This is a genomic window from Chryseobacterium sp. C3, from assembly GCF_014218905.1.
GTDB lineage: Bacteria > Bacteroidota > Bacteroidia > Flavobacteriales > Weeksellaceae > Chryseobacterium > Chryseobacterium mucoviscidosis.
On the sequence record NZ_JACLCU010000005.1, the window covers coordinates 49,867 to 68,247 of the forward strand.

The 18,381-nt window shown below is 33.7% G+C and carries 20 protein-coding genes; 18 read left to right on the forward strand and 2 right to left on the reverse strand.

Annotated elements, in window-relative coordinates; all coding sequences use genetic code 11:
* Positions 1-48 precede the first annotated feature (48 nt).
* Positions 49-1,284: a transcription termination factor NusA gene (gene nusA / locus H6W53_RS12095; protein ID WP_076391760.1), complete on the reverse strand. Its 1,236-nt coding sequence runs from the start codon at positions 1,282-1,284 to the stop codon at positions 49-51.
* 15 nt (positions 1,285-1,299) lie between these two features.
* On the reverse strand, positions 1,300-1,767 hold the full coding sequence (rimP, locus tag H6W53_RS12100; protein WP_185207120.1) for a ribosome assembly cofactor RimP: 468 nt from the start codon (positions 1,765-1,767) through the stop codon (positions 1,300-1,302).
* 218 nt (positions 1,768-1,985) lie between these two features.
* On the opposite strand from rimP, the gene H6W53_RS12105 reads away from it, so the two are divergent.
* The 18 genes from H6W53_RS12105 to H6W53_RS12190 all read left to right on the forward strand — a co-directional run bounded on the left by H6W53_RS12105 (position 1,986) and on the right by H6W53_RS12190 (position 18,381).
* Positions 1,986-3,299 carry a UDP-glucose dehydrogenase family protein gene (locus H6W53_RS12105; RefSeq protein ID WP_185207122.1) on the forward strand — a complete coding sequence of 438 codons (1,314 nt, stop codon included), beginning with the start codon at positions 1,986-1,988 and terminating at the stop codon, positions 3,297-3,299.
* Between the two features lie 4 nt (positions 3,300-3,303).
* The gene (gene rfbB / locus H6W53_RS12110) at positions 3,304-4,383 is read left to right on the forward strand and encodes a dTDP-glucose 4,6-dehydratase (protein ID WP_185207124.1); all 1,080 of its coding nucleotides are present in this window, start codon (positions 3,304-3,306) and stop codon (positions 4,381-4,383) included.
* A 21-nt stretch (positions 4,384-4,404) separates the two neighbouring features.
* Positions 4,405-5,268, forward strand: coding sequence for a glucose-1-phosphate thymidylyltransferase RfbA (rfbA, locus tag H6W53_RS12115; protein WP_185207126.1), 864 nt, complete (start codon positions 4,405-4,407; stop codon positions 5,266-5,268).
* A 176-nt stretch (positions 5,269-5,444) separates the two neighbouring features.
* Positions 5,445-6,293, forward strand: a complete 849-nt coding sequence (locus tag H6W53_RS12120) for an ABC transporter permease (RefSeq protein WP_185207128.1) — start codon at positions 5,445-5,447, stop codon at positions 6,291-6,293.
* Positions 6,294-6,310: 17 nt separating this feature from the next.
* Positions 6,311-7,567, forward strand: coding sequence for an ABC transporter ATP-binding protein (locus tag H6W53_RS12125; RefSeq protein WP_185207130.1), 1,257 nt, complete (start codon positions 6,311-6,313; stop codon positions 7,565-7,567).
* Positions 7,568-7,640: 73 nt separating this feature from the next.
* Complete coding sequence (locus H6W53_RS12130; RefSeq protein ID WP_185207131.1) at positions 7,641-8,042, forward strand: sugar 3,4-ketoisomerase; 402 nt, start codon at positions 7,641-7,643, stop codon at positions 8,040-8,042.
* Positions 8,039-8,500 (forward strand): acyltransferase, encoded by a 462-nt coding sequence (locus H6W53_RS12135; protein ID WP_185207133.1) that lies wholly within the window; start codon positions 8,039-8,041, stop codon positions 8,498-8,500. Before H6W53_RS12130 ends, H6W53_RS12135 begins: the two co-directional genes overlap by 4 nt.
* The gene (locus H6W53_RS12140; RefSeq protein WP_185207135.1) at positions 8,493-9,599 is read left to right on the forward strand and encodes a DegT/DnrJ/EryC1/StrS family aminotransferase; all 1,107 of its coding nucleotides are present in this window, start codon (positions 8,493-8,495) and stop codon (positions 9,597-9,599) included. Before H6W53_RS12135 ends, H6W53_RS12140 begins: the two co-directional genes overlap by 8 nt.
* Positions 9,596-10,570: a hypothetical protein gene (locus H6W53_RS12145; RefSeq protein WP_185207137.1), complete on the forward strand. Its 975-nt coding sequence runs from the start codon at positions 9,596-9,598 to the stop codon at positions 10,568-10,570. Before H6W53_RS12140 ends, H6W53_RS12145 begins: the two co-directional genes overlap by 4 nt.
* An 18-nt stretch (positions 10,571-10,588) precedes the next feature.
* Positions 10,589-11,503, forward strand: coding sequence for a glycosyltransferase family 2 protein (locus H6W53_RS12150; RefSeq protein ID WP_185207139.1), 915 nt, complete (start codon positions 10,589-10,591; stop codon positions 11,501-11,503).
* Positions 11,504-11,529: 26 nt separating this feature from the next.
* Positions 11,530-12,429 (forward strand): glycosyltransferase family 2 protein, encoded by a 900-nt coding sequence (locus H6W53_RS12155; RefSeq protein WP_185207142.1) that lies wholly within the window; start codon positions 11,530-11,532, stop codon positions 12,427-12,429.
* A 4-nt stretch (positions 12,430-12,433) separates the two neighbouring features.
* A complete protein-coding gene (locus H6W53_RS12160; RefSeq protein ID WP_185207144.1) occupies positions 12,434-13,261 on the forward strand; it encodes a glycosyltransferase family 2 protein in 828 nt (275 codons plus the stop codon).
* Positions 13,258-14,190 carry a glycosyltransferase gene (locus H6W53_RS12165; RefSeq protein ID WP_185207146.1) on the forward strand — a complete coding sequence of 311 codons (933 nt, stop codon included), beginning with the start codon at positions 13,258-13,260 and terminating at the stop codon, positions 14,188-14,190. The genes H6W53_RS12160 and H6W53_RS12165 overlap by 4 nt, the downstream gene beginning before the upstream one ends.
* Before the next feature lie 9 nt (positions 14,191-14,199).
* Positions 14,200-15,135 (forward strand): glycosyltransferase family 2 protein, encoded by a 936-nt coding sequence (locus H6W53_RS12170; RefSeq protein ID WP_185207148.1) that lies wholly within the window; start codon positions 14,200-14,202, stop codon positions 15,133-15,135.
* A 19-nt stretch (positions 15,136-15,154) separates the two neighbouring features.
* On the forward strand, positions 15,155-15,991 hold the full coding sequence (locus tag H6W53_RS12175; RefSeq protein WP_185207150.1) for a 2OG-Fe(II) oxygenase: 837 nt from the start codon (positions 15,155-15,157) through the stop codon (positions 15,989-15,991).
* A gap of 14 nt (positions 15,992-16,005) precedes the next feature.
* Entirely contained in the window at positions 16,006-16,674 is a 669-nt protein-coding gene (locus tag H6W53_RS12180) for a hypothetical protein (RefSeq protein WP_185207153.1), read from the forward strand.
* 12 nt (positions 16,675-16,686) lie between these two features.
* A complete protein-coding gene (locus H6W53_RS12185) occupies positions 16,687-17,604 on the forward strand; it encodes a glycosyltransferase family 2 protein (protein ID WP_185207155.1) in 918 nt (305 codons plus the stop codon).
* Positions 17,605-17,634: 30 nt separating this feature from the next.
* Positions 17,635-18,381, forward strand: a complete 747-nt coding sequence (locus H6W53_RS12190; protein ID WP_116547441.1) for a class I SAM-dependent methyltransferase — start codon at positions 17,635-17,637, stop codon at positions 18,379-18,381.

Here is an 18,381-nt window from a genome sequence, read left to right on the forward strand (position 1 = left end):
AATTAAAGTATTTCTTTTTTACTGTTTATTAAAATTTATTTACAAATCTTAATCTTCGAATTCTTCTCTCAGAATACGTTTCACTTCTTCAATCGTTTCCTCTTCAAGGTCGACCATATTCAGTAAGCTTACAGTTTCTTTATCTAAAACTGATTTTGCAGTAGTAAGACCTACTTTTTTAAACTCATCCAAAATCCACTGTTCGATATCATCGTTAAACTCTGTAAGTTCAACATCATCATCTTCGCTGGACTCTCTATGTACATCAATCTCATAACCTGTCAACCAAGAAGCAAGTCTGATATTCTGACCCTGTTTTCCGATTACCTTAGAAATCTCTTCAACCGGAGTGTATACTAAAGCATATTCCTGCTCCTCGTTGATGTCAATTTTATTGATGGTAACATTTCCTAAAGCTCTCTTCACCAAAATCTCAGGGTTTTTAGACCACTGAATAACATCGATGTTCTCATTTCTCAACTCTCTTACCACTCCATGAATTCTGGATCCTTTTACCCCTACACAAGCTCCTACCGGATCTATTCTGTCGTCGTAAGCATCTACTGCAATCTTCGCCTTTTCTCCAGGAATCCTTACTACTTTCTTAAGCATAATAGTTCCGTCCTGAATTTCAGGGATTTCCAGCTCTAATAGTTTTTCTAAGAATTTAGGTGCAGTTCTGGAAATAATAATCTGCGGTTTTGAACCTTTGAAATCTACTGTTTCAACAATAGCTCTGATATTCTCACCTTTTTTAAAGAAATCGGATGGGATCTGATTTTCTTTAGGCAAAATGAATTCGTTCCCCTCATCATCCAGCAAAATCACGTGCTTATGACGGATATGGTGGATCTCTCCTACTACAATTTCCCCGATTCTGTCTTTAAACTGCTCGTACAACATCGCATTGTTGTGCTCCTGCAATTTTGTAGCCAAGATCTGCTTCAGGGTAAGAATATTTCTTCTTCCCAACTGTGCAACAGGAATTTCCATCGTAAAATCTTCTCCCACTTCAAAAGTAGGGTCAATTTTCTTAGCTTCAGAGATCTCGATTTCCAGATCATCATCTTCAGACATTTCGTCCTCCACGATCGTTTTATTTAAAAATATCTGAAAATCTCCTTTATCAGGGTTTACAATCACATCAAAATGATCATCCGAATCATATCTTTTTCTCAAAAGTGTCTTCAGAGAATCTTCAATAATTGCCATAAGATCAATCTTACTGATCCCTTTTTCGTCTTTAAAATCACCGAAGGATTCAATCAACGCTATATTGTCCATTTATTCTTTTTTCTTTTAAAATTTAATTGTTACTAATGCTTTCTTAATCTCAGAGTACGGAATTTCTTTTTCCTCCTCCACATCCACTTTTCCTTTACCGATGTCTTTCGGCTTGCGGTAACGCAGGATGAGTGTGATTTTTTCTTCATCTACTTTTGCCAGTTCGCCTTCCGTTTTGGTAGAGTCATTCAGTAAAATCTCAATTTCTCTTCCGATATTTTTTGCAAACTGTCTCGGAGTTGCCAAAGGCTCGCTTAATCCCGCAGACATTACCTGTAAGCTGAAATCATGCTCTTCCCGATCCATATTAAATTCAATCGCGCGGCTTGCATCAAGGCAGTCCTGTAAAGAAACACCGTTGTCACCATCCAAAATCACGGTGATGTCATCCCCCGCAGAAATCTTTAAATCGATTAGGAATAAATCTTTTCTGGTCTCGAGGAATTCATGTAATAATTCTTCAATTCTTTTTCTAAACTCCATAAAATATATAAAATCCTGATGTACGGTACGAAAAAAGGCTTTCTTGCGAAGGCCTTCCCATTTTTTCCGTAAATCCACTGCAAATATACGAATTTTTATTAAAAAAGCAAAACATCTTATTATCAACAGGATATGTATTGCTCATTTACCGGAAATTAAAGATGGGCGTGATGGTATTTTTAGTATTTTTGTGGTTGAATTTTTTAAAAACATACATTTTGAATATTACTATTGTAGGAACAGGTTATGTAGGACTGGTTACAGGAACCACTCTGGCAGAGCTTGGCAATTCAGTATACTGTGTAGATATTGATGAAAAAAAAGTAGAAGGTATGAAAAACGGCGTAGTTCCCATCTATGAGCCGAATCTTGAAGAAATGTTCCTGAGAAACATACAGGCTGAAAGATTATTTTTCACTACCAATTTAAAAGAAGCTTTGGATAAAAGCGAAGTTATTTATTTAGCCTTGCCTACTCCGCCTGGAGAAGACGGGTCTGCAGATCTTTCTTATGTGCTGAAAGTGGCGAACGATATTGGCGAAATGATGACGGAATACAAAGTTATTGTTAATAAAAGTACCGTTCCCGTAGGAACAGCCGATAAAGTTCGTGAAGTTATCGTTTCAAAAACCCAGATTCCTTTTGATGTGGTTTCCAATCCTGAATTTTTAAGGGAAGGTTTTGCCGTAGAGGATTCTATGAACCCGGCAAGGGTAGTTGTAGGAGCAAGTTCTGAAAAAGCACAGGAAATTATGGCTAAAATTTATCAGCCATTTACCAACACCGGAGTTCCTATTATTTTTATGGACGAAAAATCTTCTGAACTTACAAAATATGCAGCTAACTCATTCTTGGCAGTAAAAATTACGTTCATGAATGAAATTGCCAATTACTGTGAAAAAGTAGGCGCTGATGTAGACAAAGTGAGGCTTGGAATGGGAAGTGACGACAGAATTGGGCATCGGTTTTTATTCCCGGGCATCGGATATGGAGGAAGCTGTTTTCCAAAGGATGTGAAAGCATTGATAAAATCCGGAAAGCAGGAAGATTTTAATTTTCAGATTTTAGAAGCGACAGAAAATGTAAATATTGCCCAAAAAGTAATCCTTGTTTCGGAGATTGAAAAGTATTTCGGAGGAAATATCGAAGGAAAAACGATCGCAATGTGGGGATTAGCCTTCAAAGCGAATACCGACGATATTCGTGAGGCTTCTTCTTTAGACAACATTGCGTTACTTCTGGAAAAAGGAGCAAAGATTGTTGCTTATGATTCGGTTGCAGAAAACAACGTAAAAAAAATATTAGGCGACAAAATTCAGTACGCAAAAAATATGTACGAAGCTCTGGACAATGCAGATGCTTTGTTTATCGCCACAGAATGGCCGGAATTCAAAAATCCGAATTTCGAAATGATGGCAAAAAGAATGAATAATAGGGTAATTTTCGACGGACGAAATATGTATCCGCTGGAAATTCCTGAGCAGAATGGTTTTTATTATAAAAGTATAGGACGTAAAACAGTTTTAAATTAATCAGATGAAAAATATAATCATCACAGGCGGAGCCGGCTTTATCGGTTCGCACGTGGTAAGAGAATTTGTAAAAAATAATCCTGAAACAAAGATCATCAACCTTGATGCACTTACGTACGCAGGAAATCTGGAAAACCTGAAGGACATCGAAAACGAACCCAATTACGTTTTCGAAAAAGCCGACATTACAAAACCTGAAGAACTTAGAAAAGTCTTTGAAAAGTACAATCCAGATGCTGTTGTGCATTTAGCGGCTGAAAGTCATGTAGACCGAAGCATTACAGATCCGATGGCATTTATTAATACCAACGTCAACGGAACCGCTAACCTTCTGAATCTTTGCAAAGAATTCTGGACGTTAAATCCGGATCATACGCATGGAAGATTTCCGGATGAGAAGAGAACGAATCTTTTCTACCACGTTTCCACAGACGAAGTATATGGAAGTTTAGGCGAAACAGGATTTTTCTTAGAAACCACAGCTTATGATCCGCAATCTCCGTATTCGGCTTCAAAAGCGGCTTCAGATCATTTGGTAAGAGCTTACGGAAATACGTACGGAATGCCGTTTATTATTTCAAACTGCTCAAACAATTACGGTCCGAATCATTTTCCGGAAAAACTGATTCCTCTTTGTATTTCAAATATCATCAACGAAAAACCTTTGCCTATTTACGGTGACGGGAAATATACAAGAGACTGGTTATTCGTCATCGATCATGCCAAAGGAATTCATCAGATCTTCAATGAAGCTAAAACAGGAGAAACATACAATATCGGAGGCTTTAATGAGTGGCAGAATATTGATTTAGTGAAAGAGTTAATCAGGCAAATGGATGCTAAATTAGGTAGAGAAGAAGGCTACTCTGAAAAATTAATCACTTTTGTAAAAGACAGACCGGGTCACGATAAGCGTTACGCTATTGACGCTACAAAACTTAATTCTGATCTCGGATGGAAACCGTCTGTAACTTTCGAAGAAGGTTTGGCAAAAACCATTGACTGGTATCTTGAAAATAAAGAATGGCTGGAACACGTAACGAGCGGAGATTACCAGAAATACTACGAAAAACAGTATCATTAAAAATTAAACACAGATTAACCGATGAAAGGTATCATTTTAGCCGGAGGTTCCGGAACCAGACTCTACCCTCTTACCATCGCTGTCAGCAAGCAGTTAATGCCTGTTTACGACAAACCGATGATTTATTATCCTCTTTCTACATTGCTATTAGCAGGAATTAAAGATATTTTAATTATAACAACGCCACACGATCAGGAAGGCTTTGTAAAATTATTAGGAGACGGCTCTCAGATCGGATGCAATATAGAATATGTGGTTCAGCCAAGTCCCGATGGTCTTGCACAGGCTTTTATTCTGGGAGATCAGTTCATTGGAAATGATGCGGCCGCCTTGGTTTTGGGTGATAATATTTTTTACGGTTCAGAAATGGGAACTTTGCTTAAAAACAAGACCAATCCGGATGGAGGTGTTGTTTTCGCGTATCACGTTTCAGATCCTGAAAGATATGGCGTTGTAGAATTTGACGATAATCTTAAAGCCGTTTCAATAGAAGAAAAACCTTTACAGCCGAAATCAAATTATGCTGTTCCCGGGTTATATTTTTACGATAACGAAGTGGTCGAAATTGCCAAAAATATTCAGCCCTCCGCGAGAGGAGAACTGGAAATCACTGATGTAAATAACGTATACCTTCAAAAAGGAAAACTGGAAGTTGGCGTTCTCGACAGAGGTACAGCATGGCTGGATACAGGAACTTTTGATTCTTTAAACGATGCTTCTGAATTTGTAAGAGTAATCGAAAAGAGACAGGGCTTCAAAATCGGCTGTATTGAAGAGATTGCTTTCAGAAACAATTTCATCAACGAAGAAAAATTACTCGAAACCGCAACCAAATACGGAAAAAGCGGTTATGGAGAATATTTGAAAAAATTAGTCAGTAAATAATCGGCTAAATTAATACATTTTAAAACTATTGGCTTTATAGCTGATAGTTTTTTGTTCATAACAGCAAATATTAATATATTAGTTGATATTTTGTTACTTTAAATGAATATTTATTCACAATAAAGAAAACAATGAATGAATTAAATAATCTAAATTTGCATTAAAATTTTACACAGATGAATGACCCACAGCAAAAGTGGACAGAAACTATTGAAACCCAGGATTCTTTATTCGACTTGAAGCTTAAAGAAGTATGGCGGTACAAGGATTTGGTCTATATGTTTGTAAAAAGAGACTTTGTTTCCAGTTTCAAGCAAACCATTTTAGGACCAATCTGGTTTTTCATAAATCCAATTTTAACGACAATTGTTTATTTGGTTATTTTTGGAAAAATAGCTAACCTCCCGACTGACGGAGCTCCTCCACTTTTATTTTATCTTGCAGGAGTTACCCTTTGGAATTATTTTTCATCCTGCCTTTTAGGAACATCCTCAACTTTTGTGGGCAATGCCAGTATTTTCGGAAAAGTATATTTTCCAAGATTGGTTACTCCATTATCTATTGTGATCTCAAATCTTATGCGTTTCGGCGTACAGTTTTTACTTTTTATCATTGCTTGGTGTTATTATTTATCTAAAGATGAAATTCATCCTAACCTATGGATGTTGGCAACGCCTTTTCTGATCGCCTTAATGGCTATTTTTGCATTGGGTGCAGGAATGCTGTTTTCTTCACTTACTACTAAATATAAAGATCTCGGAATGCTTTTGGGGTTTGGGGTGAGTTTATTTATGTACGCTACACCCGTGATCTATCCGGCATCAGCATTATTCGGACCTTTCAAAAAAATTTCCTACTACAATCCGCTTACAGGTATTTTTGAATGTTTCAAATATGGCTGGCTTGGTGTAGGCGACTTTTCTCCTTTAATGCTTGGAGTCAGCACGATTATTATTTTTATACTATTTACAATCGGGCTGGTTACTTTTAATAAGGTGGAAAAAACATTTATGGATACCGTATAATATTAAAAACACAAAATATGCTGGCTTTAAAAGCAGAAAATATATCAAAGCAATATCGCCTTGGGCAAGTCGGAACAGGAACTTTATCTCATGATCTTAATCGTTTCTGGCATAAAGTAAGAGGAAAAGAAGACCCGTATTTAAAGATTGGTGAAGCCAACGACAGAACTCAAAAAGGAATTTCAGAATATGTATGGTCTCTCCGAGATATCAATTTTGAAATTGAACAGGGTGATGCCGTAGGAATTATCGGAAGAAATGGTGCAGGAAAATCTACACTGCTGAAATTATTGAGTAAAGTAACAAAGCCAACAACCGGAAAAATTTACACCAATGGCAGAATTGCCTCTCTTCTAGAAGTAGGAACCGGTTTTCATCCCGAAATGACAGGCCGCGAAAACGTCTATCTCAACGGAGCTATTCTTGGGATGACAAGAAAAGAAATTACAAGAAAGTTTGATGAGATAGTTGATTTTTCAGGAGTTGAAAGATATATAGATACTCCTGTCAAAAGATATTCTTCAGGGATGTATGTGCGTTTGGCTTTCGCAGTTGCTGCACATCTCGAATCGGAAATTTTAATTGTAGATGAAGTTTTGGCTGTCGGTGACGCAGAATTTCAAAAAAAATGTCTGGGCAAAATGGGGGATGTTACAAAAGGAGAAGGAAGAACAATTCTTTTTGTAAGCCATAATATTACAGCCATAAAAGAACTATGCAATACGGGTATTTTACTTGAGAAAGGAAGCATTATCGCACGGGATGATATTAACCGATGTATTATTGAATATCAGAAGAATAGTGATATCAGATCTTTTTACAATTTTTCTGAAGATAACACAAGACTTGAAAATGATAAGATTTTGGTGAAATCTTACGAAGCAAAACCTATTAACGGAGACATTATTAATATTAAATCAGGAATTAAAATTACGGTTACTTTTATGTCTAAACTTGAAAATGTAGATATTGATCTTTCATTTTTTCTGAAAAACAGTCATGATATTACCGTGATGAGTACAGGCTTGATGATCAGCAATAATAAAAACTCAGAAAAAGGAGATTATACCATTAGTTTTGAGATTCCTCCCTACACCATAAACGAAGATTCTTATTATTTCGATTTCTTTTGGGGTGTTAACAGAGAAGATATTGCTTTTAGAACTCAGTTATTCGGCTTTGAAGTTAATGGAATGCAGAATCAGTTTGGAGAAATCATCAAATCGCCTGGTATTTTATTTCCGCGCATTACCCATAAAGTTGAAAAAATCTAAAAAGATCCAAAAAAATAATCATTGCTAATAATTTTATACATTTACAAGAATCATTAAACAATATTCATCATTAATGGATAGTCCTCATATTATACATTTTTCTAAAATAGGTTCTCAGGATCTGGGTTATATTACTGTAGCTGAAGAACAAAAAAACGTTCCTTTTGAAATAAAGAGAGTTTACTGGACGTATTACACGCCGCAGGACGTTATTCGTGGTGGTCATGCACACAAAGAGCTTGAGCAGATCATTTTTGCAGTTTCCGGGACTATAGAGTTTAATACATTAGATATGGAAGGGAATAATGAAACGTTTATTCTGGATACTCCATCCAAAGGACTTTATATTCCAAAACTAATTTGGAGAGATATAAAATTCAGCCATAGTGCAGTTTTATTGTGCTTGGCTTCAGAATTATATGACGAGAAAGATTATTTCAGAGATTTTGATGAGTTTAAAAATTATAAAACATGATACATCCATTAGCCGACGTTCAATCTAAAAATATAGGTGAAGGTACCATGATCTGGCAGTTTTGTGTGGTTTTGAAAAATGCAACTATTGGTAAAAACTGTAATATAAACTGTCAGGTACTAATAGAAAACGATGCCATAATTGGTGATCACGTTACCATAAAGCCAGGAGTACAAATATGGGACGGAATTACTCTTGAAGATAATGTATTCATTGGTCCGAACGCAACCTTTACAAACGATTTATTTCCGAAATCAAAAAATAAAGAATTTAAACTTATAAAAACTCTGGTGAAAAAAGGCGCTTCCATTGGTGCAAACGCAACAATATTAGCAGGAGTAACAATCGGGGAAAATGCACTTGTAGGGGCCGGAAGTGTAGTAACAAAAAATATTCCCGATAATGAAATATGGGTGGGAAATCCCGCAAAATTTTTAAAGAAAAATAACAATGATTAAATTTCTGGACTTACAAAAAATAAATCTTTCTCATCAACAGGAAATTGAGGAAGCTTTATTAGAAACTTTCCGTTCCGGATGGTATTTGCTGGGAGAGAAAGTAAAAACCTTTGAAGAACAACTTTCAGCCTATTGCAATGTTCCTCATGCAATAGGAGTTGCCAATGGTCTGGACGCTTTAAGGCTGATTTTCCGTGCATATATAGAATTGGGAGTAATGAAGGAAGGAGATGAAGTTTTGGTTCCAGCGAATACATACATTGCATCACTTCTTGCGATCACAGATAATAAACTGGTTCCGGTTTTGGTAGAACCGGATATTGAAACGTATAATATTGATATTAATAAAATAGAAGAAAAAATATCTTCCAAAACCAAAGCTATTCTTTTGGTTCATTTATATGGAAGTATCGTTTTCTCGGAAGAAATTAAAGCCCTTGCCGAAAAATACAGCCTGAAAATTGTAGAAGATAATGCACAGGCTATCGGAGCTGTCTGGAAAGGTAAAAAATCCGGAAGTTTGGGTGATGCAGCAGGATTCAGTTTTTATCCCGGAAAAAATTTAGGTGCTTTAGGTGATGGAGGTGCAGTTTCTTGTCAGGATGAAACCCTTGCAAAATGCATCAGAGCTTTAGCCAACTATGGTTCTCAGAAAAAATATGTTAATCAGTATCAAGGCTATAATTCAAGATTAGACGAAATTCAGGCGGCTGTGCTTTCTGTAAAACTTAAATATCTGGATGAGGAAAACAACAGAAGAAAAGAGATTGCCAATCGTTATCTTGCTGAAATAGTCAATCCTTCAATTATACTTCCAAATCATAAAACCGAAGAGAACAGCCATGTCTATCATCTTTTTGTGATCAGAACAGAAAAAAGAGATCAACTTCAGGACTATCTTGAGGAAAACGGAATACAGACTTTAATTCATTATCCAATCCCACCTCATCAGCAGGAAGCTTATTCTCATCTTAAAGCACCGGAGTTACCGATTACAGAGAAAATTCATCGTGAAGTATTAAGTTTACCGATTTCTCCCGTAATGACAGATAATGAAGTCTCAAAAGTTATTACAACCTTAAATTCTTTTAACCCATGATACTTAATGTAATTTTTTCCTATAATCGTGCAGTGCAGCTGGATTATCTTATTCAGTCTGTATTGGAACACTTTAAGGCTGATTCTAAAGTTGTTATTCTTTATCATACAACAGGAGCGCATAAAGATGGATACGATTTATTAAAAAGAAAGTATGAGAATAAAGGCATTTTTTTTGTTGAAAGAAAGAATGTACTTTTTGACTTCTCTTATATCAAGGCTCTCAACTCAAAAAAAGACTGGAAATTTTTTAAGGAGAGGAATTTATTCAATAAAAACGGAGATAATTTTAAAGGATTACTTCAAAAAATAATTCGTGAAAGTGGTTGCGAATTTGTAATGTTCAATACCGATGATGGAGTATTTTATGAAGATGTAAATATTCCTGAAGAAGTTTTCAATATTATCAGAAATAATCCCGAAAATTCCTCTTACAGATTATATGTAGGAGAAAATCTGGAAGGCCAACCTGATTTTCTTGAAAAAAGAGACGGTTATTATGAATGGGATTATTATGCTGACACTAACATTCATCACTGGTCTTATCCTTTTTCTGTTGACGGTACAATCTATCACTCTAAAGGCCTTTTAAAGCATCTGAGAAAGATAGTTTTCCATAATCCTGTTACATTAGAAGAAAATGGTTTTCAATACATTAGACAACATAAACTTTTCCGTATCGGATTAAGTCCGATACATTCTCAGCTTGTTGCTACAAAATTGAACAGGGTTTCTGTAGATACATTAAACCCGACAATACATATTAAACCTGAATTTCTTAATGAAAAGTTTTTGGATGGTTACACTTTGAAATTAGTTATTCCTGAAAACATTGATAATGCTAACATTGTTCCATCCGAAATATATCTTATTAAAGGCGATTTAAAAGAATTGATCTATTCATTGGACGATCAAGGAAAAAAAGTACAGAGTTTATTAGGTATTGAAGGAGCGAAAGAGCAATTAGAGTAAAAGAATTTAAATAAAGCAATGGAAAATCCTTTAGTAACAGTCATTGTAGTTTCCTATAATCATTCAAAGTACATTCAGGAAAATCTTGACAGTATAAAAAACCAAACGTATAAAAATATACAGCTTATTGTGGGAGACGACTCTTCCTCAGATAATTCTGTAGAAGTTTTTAGCAATTGGCTGAAAGATAATATTTATACTGCTGTTACTAATTTTCATACAAAAAATACTGGTTTAGCAACAATGTTAAACGAATGTATTGAATTTGCAGAAGGAAAATACATAAAAATAATTGCAGCAGACGATTATCTTCATCCGGAATCCATCGAATTGTGCGTAAATGCTTTAGAAAATTCTGACGAAGATTTTGGAATGGTATTTACGGATTTCTGGACTGTTGATGACGATAATAAACCCGTAGATTTCTTTCTGAATTATGAAAATAAGGACTTCTTTAATCCTGATAATTCGCTAAAAGACGATCAGCTTGTAAAATACAATTGTATTATTGCTCCTACTGTTCTTATGAAAAAGAAAACTCTTTTAGCAACAGGGAAATATGATCCATCGATCCTTCTTGAAGATCATGACCGCTGGCTTAAAATCAATGCGATCAATAAAATACTGTTCATTAATAAAAAGCTGACCTATTATAGGGTTTTACAAAGCGGTGTCACAAGTACACGAAATGAGAGAATGGCAGAAGAAGACATCTACCTTAGAATGAAATACGATAAAACAGGAATCAACAGAAAAATCATATTTGATTTTATATCTCCTAAATATCGTAAAAATGAAAAAATATCAACGTTATTAAAAGATGAATATTTAAAATATCCTTTTAGAATAAAAAGATTATCATTTGCTTTAAAGAATAATATCCCTCGATTATCATATCATCTTCTTTTAAAATTAGGCAAAAAAGTAAAATAAAAAGCATTAATAAAACAACATTTGATTTGGAAAAAAAAGGCTTAGTCAGTATAATAGTTTGTAGTTACAATCATGAGGTTTATATTAAAGAATGTCTGGACAGTATTAAATCCCAGACTTATACGAACATACAATTAATTGTAGCTGATGACGCTTCAAAAGACAATTCCGTAAAAGTTTTTGAGAACTGGCTTAGTGAAAATAATTATCCTGCTAAAAGTAATTTTCACCACACAAATACAGGTTTAGCAACTACACTTAATGAGTGTCTTCAATTCGTTGAAGGTGAATTTGTAAAAGTTATCGCCGCAGATGATTTTCTGCATCCTGAATCAATCCAACTGTGTGTCAATGAATTAAATAGATTAGGTGATAGTTACGGAATGGTTTATACAGACACTTATGCTGTTAATGATAATTCAGATATTACCAAGGATATTGCAGATTATAATGCATTAGGAAATATTGATAAGGATCTTTTTAGAAAAGAATTAATAAAAAGTAACAGAATTGCAGCATTAACGGTTTTAATGCGTACAGAAGCCGTGATAAAAACAGGAGAATACAAGTCTGATTTCCTTGTTGAAGATTATTACAGGTGGCTAAAAATCAACGACTTATATTACATTGCATACATTCCAAAAAAATTAGCTTATTACAGAATGCATACGACCAATCTTTCATCCTCAAAGAAAGAAAGAATTGATATGGAAGGTCTTATTCTTCAGATGATGTTTGATAAAGATGGAGAAATAAGGTCAAAAATTAACAGTCTTACCCAAAAATATTACATTAGCGGAAAAAAACTTCCTTCAGAATATCTGGAAGCCTACAATAATTATATTTTTAATATTAAAAGGCTTAATCTGGCTTTACAATATAAAGTCCCTTCTTCAATCTATTTGTTTTTAAATAAATTCATTTAAAAAGATGAGTCCAAAAATATCCATAATCGTTCCTTGCTACAAGCAGGCTCAATATCTTGACGAATGTCTGCAATCTGTTTTTGATCAAACTTATCCGGATTGGGAATGTATTATTGTAAACGACGGTTCGCCTGATAGTACAGAAGAAGCAGCCAGAAAATGGATAGAAAAAGATGCTCGTTTTCAATATATTTATAAAAAAAACGGAGGATTGTCTTCTGCAAGAAATGCAGGAGTTGAAGTCGCAAAAGGAAAATGGATCTTACCTTTGGATGCGGATGACAAAATTAGCAACAGATATTTAGAATTAGCCGAAAAGCAATTCGATAGTACTTATAAAATTATTTATTGTGAAGCTGAAAAATTTGGAACGGAAACCGGGAAATGGATATTAGAAAATTTCAGCACAAAAGCACTTGCTGTAGAAAACGTAATATTCTGCTCCGCTTTTTTCAAAAAAGAAGACTGGGTAAAAGTCAATGGTTATGATACTAATCTTATCTATGGCTGGGAAGACTGGGAATTTTGGATTTCGATTCTGAAAAATGGCGGACAGGTTTATAAAATCCCTGAAATTTGTTTTTATTACAGAATTAAGGAAGTATCCATGATTCAAGAAATGAAATCTACAGACAGTACTTTTAAAGTAATGTCTTCTAAAAATCTTATTTATAAAAAGCATATTGAGTTTTTCACAAAAGAGCTTGGAAGTTTTCAGACCCTTTATAGAAATAATCAAAAAATAATCGCAGAAAATAATAACCTGAAAAAAATATTAGCAAGTAAAAGATACGTTCTTATAAATAAATTCTTTAATTTTTTCAAATTATGAAGGTTTCAGTAGCTTTATGTACATACAACGGCGAAGAGTATTTGACTGAACAGTTGGATTCCATTCTGGCTCAAACTGTTTCGGTGAGCGAAATTGTAATCTGTGATGATGGCTCTACCGATAAGACGTTAGAAATACTTTCCGAATATCAGAATAACAATCCTGAAATTTTTAAAGTTTTTAAAAATGAAACTAATTTAGGATTTATTAAAAATTTTGAAAAAGCCATCAAACTCTGCACAAATGAAATCATTGTAATTAGTGATCAGGACGATATCTGGGAAAAAGATAAAGTGGAGCAAACTATTTATTTTTTTGAGAAAAATCCACAATTTGATGGAGTCTTTCATGATTTAAAATTAATTGATGATAATAAAACATTTCCATCGTATTTAAATTGGAAGAATATAAGTCATGAAAATATTTTTCAGGAAATAAAAAACAATGAGCTTTTTGCGGCATTAGTAAAAAAAGGGAGCTTTATTTTAGGGTGTGCCTTATCTATAAAGAAAGAAGCTCTTAGAAAATACGAAATGGAGAATTTTCCTATAGCCCATGATTATTACATTGTACAAAAGTTAAGCTCAAAAAATAAATTAGGTTTCATACCTAAATCTTTATCTGCCTATAGATTACACCCTAATCAAGTCTATGGTCTAAGATATAAATCTGATAAAAAAGAAGAAAACAGTACAGGATCTCAAAAGTATTTTAAAGAATATGTGTGGATATATCTGGAGATTCTGAAAAGACACAAGGAAATAAATCCTAAGGAAGATGAAAAAGAAACAGAAACTTATTCTGTTTTTATTAAAAATAGAGACAATTATCTAAAATCACTAGGATTTTTAAAAAAGAAAATATACGTTTTAAGATGTATTCGTCATAATTACTTGTATCTTGAAATAGCCGATCTATTTAGAATTTAAAATAATAATATGGATGTAAGCGTTTGTATCACCACTTATAAACACGAAAAATATATTAAAGAATGTCTTGAGAGTATTTTCGCTCAGGAGTTTAGTGGCACCTATGAAATTATTGTATGTAATGATAATTCTCCTGATAACACTGAAGTTATCATTAATGAAATTATTGCATCACATCCAAAAGGAAGTAAGATAAAATACTTTAAAAATGTTCCAAATTTAGGATATGTAAAAAACACATTATTTTCTTTTTCTAAAGCGTTAGGAAAATACATTTCTGTCTTGGATGGTGATGATTATTTTATTGATCAACAAAAACTCCAGAAGCAATTTGATTTTTTAGAAAATAATTCTGATTTTTCCGCAGCAGCCGGAGATTCTTTAGTTATTTATGAAGACCTAGACATTCCCAGTCATTCTTTTTCGCAACATAAAGGAAGAGAATTAACAAAAGAAAACATGACTGACCTAAAGATAGCTCAGACATCTACTCTTTTTTTCAGAAAGGATATCTTAAAAGAAGATTTTCCAACTGAAATAATTTCAGCCGATAGATGTCTATACTTATTGGCTGGATGCTATGGAAAAATGAAAGTTTTTGAAGCCCAATTAAGCTCATATAGACAGTTTAAAGACAGTATCTCAAAAAAGACAACTTATGAGTCTATGTCAAAAGATTTTGTCATTATACCATTTATCAAAAAATATAATCCCAATTATGATATCCTGAAATTAAAAGCTTATTTCTATTACACATTGATGTCTTATTCCAGAGGGATATCGAAATTGCGTTTTTTTAAAGCTGCTTTTGCTTATTTTGTTTATAACTTTTTATCTAAATTTACATTAAACCCCAAAAAAGTATACTTAATATTTAAATGGAGCTTACATACCATTAGAAATGTTTATAAAAGAGAAGTAACTTCACTCCAAAAACAATCGTAACATAAACACATATAACACTATGAATAATTTTTTGAATTCCCAAAACCAAGACCTATTAAAATTTGCAGAAGAAAATTCTTTAAAATATAAAAATGCAAATCCATTCCCAAGCATTTCTTTTGATGATTTTTTTAATCCTGAATTTTTAGAAGAAGTATTGAAAGAATTTCCTGATCTTTCCAAACAAGATGCAATTAGCTTTAATGATCCATTACAGAAAAAATTTGCAGGTAAAGGTGAAAAATCTTTTGGCCCAAAAACAAGAGAATTAATGTATTTTCTAAATTCGGAACCTTTTTTAAATTTTGTAAATAAACTTACCGGTATTGAAGAGCCACTATATGGAGATCCTTATTTTTCAGGAGGAGGACTTCATGAAATAAAAAAAGGAGGACTTCTAAAAGTTCATGCAGATTTTAATAAAAACCCAACCAATGGTTTGGACAGAAGAGTTAATGTTTTAGTATATCTTAATAAAGAATGGAAGGATGAATACGGAGGTCATTTTGAATTATGGAATCAAGATATGACAAAATGTGAAACAAAAATTGCTCCTAAATTCAATACATTAGCAATGTTCTCAACAACATCAAATTCTTATCATGGTCACCCGGATCCTCTAAACTGTCCTGAAGAAAGAAGCCGTAAATCATTGGCATTATATTATTATTCCAACGGCAGACCTGAATCTGAAGCAATTGCTTTCAAAGAAAATCACAATACTCTTTTTGTACAGAGAAAAGACTCCGACAAAGACACAAATGCATGGAATGAGAATGAGCAGAGAAAAAAACAGCATCTTTCCCCAAAAACGTCTTTAGCAAAAAGGGTGTTTAATAAAATTTTCAGAGGCTAACAAATAAAAGCATAATGATTATAGGAAACGGACTCATTGCCAACTCACTAAAAAATATCGATTCCAAAGACCATCTTTACTTTGCTTCCGGAGTTTCAAATTCCCTCGAAACAAGAAGCTCGGAGTTTGAAAGAGAATTTTCACTTTTAAAAAATAATATTACGCTGCATAAGGAAAATAAATTTTTTTATTTTTCTACTTTAAGCGTGAATGATCTTTCCAAACAGCAAAGCCCATATGTTCTTCATAAGCTGGAGATTGAAAATTTTATAAAACAGCATTGTAAAAACTATATCATCCTGAGAATCGGTAATATTGTCGGCAATGGCGGAAATCCCAATACTCTTTTTAATTTCCTTAAAAGTCAGATTATACAGGGTAATCACTTCATGCTGCACCAAAAAGCCAGAAGATTATTGCTGGATATTGATGACATTACGAAATTTTTAGAATCAAACTGTACAAATGTTAATAATCAAACCATTAACTTTGCCTACCCGTATTATTATGATTTAAAGGAAATTGTAGGAGCTATACAGAATAAGCTTCAAAAAGAAGCAAATTATCAGGAATCGGATGAAGGAGATTTTTATACCGTTGATTTTGATGAATCAGTCAATGATTTCTTTAAAGGAACAGATGCTGAAAATTATTTAAAAAATTTAGCTGACAAATATATTTAGAACAGAACACAAATGCCTAAAATTTATTTTATTATTGTTACCTACAATGCCATGAAATGGGCAGAAAAATGCTTTACCAGTTTAAGGCAGTCTTCTGTTCCTGTTCACTGTATTGTGGTAGACAATGGTTCTACAGACGGCACACAAAAATTTATTACGTCCAATTTTCCCGAAGTTGAATTGATTCAGTCCGAAAAAAACTTAGGATTTGGAAAAGCTAACAACATAGGAATCGAAAAAGCTTATCAAAAGGGAGCTGATTTTTTTTATCTGATGAATCAGGATGCATGGATTTTTAACGACAGTGTGGAAAAACTTCTGAATGTTTACCATCTCCATCCCGACAAAAAAGAAATAGGCATACTGAGCCCGATGCATATCGACGGAACCGGAAATAAACTGGATATTTTTCTTGATAAATACATTGCCCATAATTTTGAAACAAGACTGATCTCTGATCTCTATTTCCAGACTTTACAGCCCTTTTACGAAATAAGCTTCATCAATGCTGCTCATTGGTTTTTACCCAAAGAAACCATTGACGTGGTAGGAGGATTCAACCCTTATTTTTTTCATTACGGCGAAGATTTAGAATATGTAAACCGCATTTTATTCCACAAAAAGAAAACGTTACTTGTTCCTGAGAGCAAAGTGGTACATGACGGAAAACAGTCTCTGTCTAAGGTCGATTATACAAAATACGAAGACCTCAGAATAGAAACCAATATCATGAATCCCTCTATTCCGGATTCTCTTAAGGCAGAGAAAAAAGCACTCAAACAAAGTATGCTAAAAAATATGTTTACCGGAAAGAAAAATAACTATCAGAAGTTAGCATCAAAATATAAGAAAATCGTTTCCGAGGAAAAAAAATTAACTGAACTCAGAAATATCGTGGAAAAGAAATCGCCCTCATTTCTGAACCTGTAAATCCATATTCAATATTTAAAAATACTTAAAATGATAAATAAAATTGCAAACAAAATAAAACTACTTTCCCATTCAGGTTCCACCTATCACTGTCCCTATTGCGGTTACGATTCTAAAGATCTGGAAGTGGTAGGACATGATCTTAAAGTACTAAGAGACAAACAGGTAATTGGCGGCGGAAGACGTGCAGCAGGATGCTACAAATGCCATTCAAGAGACAGAGAGAGACTTTTATATGCATTTTTAATTGAAGAACTGAAAGTTACAGACAACAAAAATTTCAGCATTCTTCACATTGCTCCGGAACCGAAGCTTTCCAATATATTTTTAAAATCAAATGTAAAAGAATACATCTGCGGAGATTTATTTACAAAGGGATACGATTATCCAAGTCATGTAAAAAATATGAATGTGATGGATATTCCTTATGAAGATGATCATTTTGATCTTGCCATCTGCAATCATGTTTTAGAACATATTCCTGAAGATACGAAAGCAATGAAGGAACTTCACAGAGTCTTAAAACCGGGAGGTCATGCTGTTTTGCAGGTTCCTATTTCAAAAAATAATCAGCAGACCCATGAAGATTTCACCATCACCGATCGAAATAAAAGAGAAGAATTATTCGGGCAGTTCGATCATGTGAGAATTTACGGACAGGATTATGTATCAAGGCTGGAAAGTGTTGGTTTTAAAGTAAAAAGAATAAATATTTCGGAAAAATATAAAAAATTTGGTCTTAATCCTGATGAAGATATTTTCTATTGCGAAAAATAA

Excerpts from the sequence above, each read along its gene's own strand:
- nusA (WP_076391760.1), bottom strand. The coding sequence starts at position 1,284 with ATGGACAATATAGCGTTGATTGAATCCTTCGGTGATTTTAAAGACGAA.
- rimP (WP_185207120.1), bottom strand. The coding sequence starts at position 1,767 with ATGGAGTTTAGAAAAAGAATTGAAGAATTATTACATGAATTCCTCGAG.
- rfbB (WP_185207124.1), top strand. The coding sequence starts at position 3,304 with ATGAAAAATATAATCATCACAGGCGGAGCCGGCTTTATCGGTTCGCAC.
- rfbA (WP_185207126.1), top strand. The coding sequence starts at position 4,405 with ATGAAAGGTATCATTTTAGCCGGAGGTTCCGGAACCAGACTCTACCCT.
- H6W53_RS12120 (WP_185207128.1), top strand. The coding sequence starts at position 5,445 with ATGAATGACCCACAGCAAAAGTGGACAGAAACTATTGAAACCCAGGAT.
- H6W53_RS12125 (WP_185207130.1), top strand. The coding sequence starts at position 6,311 with ATGCTGGCTTTAAAAGCAGAAAATATATCAAAGCAATATCGCCTTGGG.
- H6W53_RS12130 (WP_185207131.1), top strand. The coding sequence starts at position 7,641 with ATGGATAGTCCTCATATTATACATTTTTCTAAAATAGGTTCTCAGGAT.
- H6W53_RS12135 (WP_185207133.1), top strand. The coding sequence starts at position 8,039 with ATGATACATCCATTAGCCGACGTTCAATCTAAAAATATAGGTGAAGGT.
- H6W53_RS12140 (WP_185207135.1), top strand. The coding sequence starts at position 8,493 with ATGATTAAATTTCTGGACTTACAAAAAATAAATCTTTCTCATCAACAG.
- H6W53_RS12145 (WP_185207137.1), top strand. The coding sequence starts at position 9,596 with ATGATACTTAATGTAATTTTTTCCTATAATCGTGCAGTGCAGCTGGAT.
- H6W53_RS12150 (WP_185207139.1), top strand. The coding sequence starts at position 10,589 with ATGGAAAATCCTTTAGTAACAGTCATTGTAGTTTCCTATAATCATTCA.
- H6W53_RS12160 (WP_185207144.1), top strand. The coding sequence starts at position 12,434 with ATGAGTCCAAAAATATCCATAATCGTTCCTTGCTACAAGCAGGCTCAA.
- H6W53_RS12165 (WP_185207146.1), top strand. The coding sequence starts at position 13,258 with ATGAAGGTTTCAGTAGCTTTATGTACATACAACGGCGAAGAGTATTTG.
- H6W53_RS12170 (WP_185207148.1), top strand. The coding sequence starts at position 14,200 with ATGGATGTAAGCGTTTGTATCACCACTTATAAACACGAAAAATATATT.
- H6W53_RS12175 (WP_185207150.1), top strand. The coding sequence starts at position 15,155 with ATGAATAATTTTTTGAATTCCCAAAACCAAGACCTATTAAAATTTGCA.
- H6W53_RS12180 (WP_185207153.1), top strand. The coding sequence starts at position 16,006 with ATGATTATAGGAAACGGACTCATTGCCAACTCACTAAAAAATATCGAT.
- H6W53_RS12185 (WP_185207155.1), top strand. The coding sequence starts at position 16,687 with ATGCCTAAAATTTATTTTATTATTGTTACCTACAATGCCATGAAATGG.
- H6W53_RS12190 (WP_116547441.1), top strand. The coding sequence starts at position 17,635 with ATGATAAATAAAATTGCAAACAAAATAAAACTACTTTCCCATTCAGGT.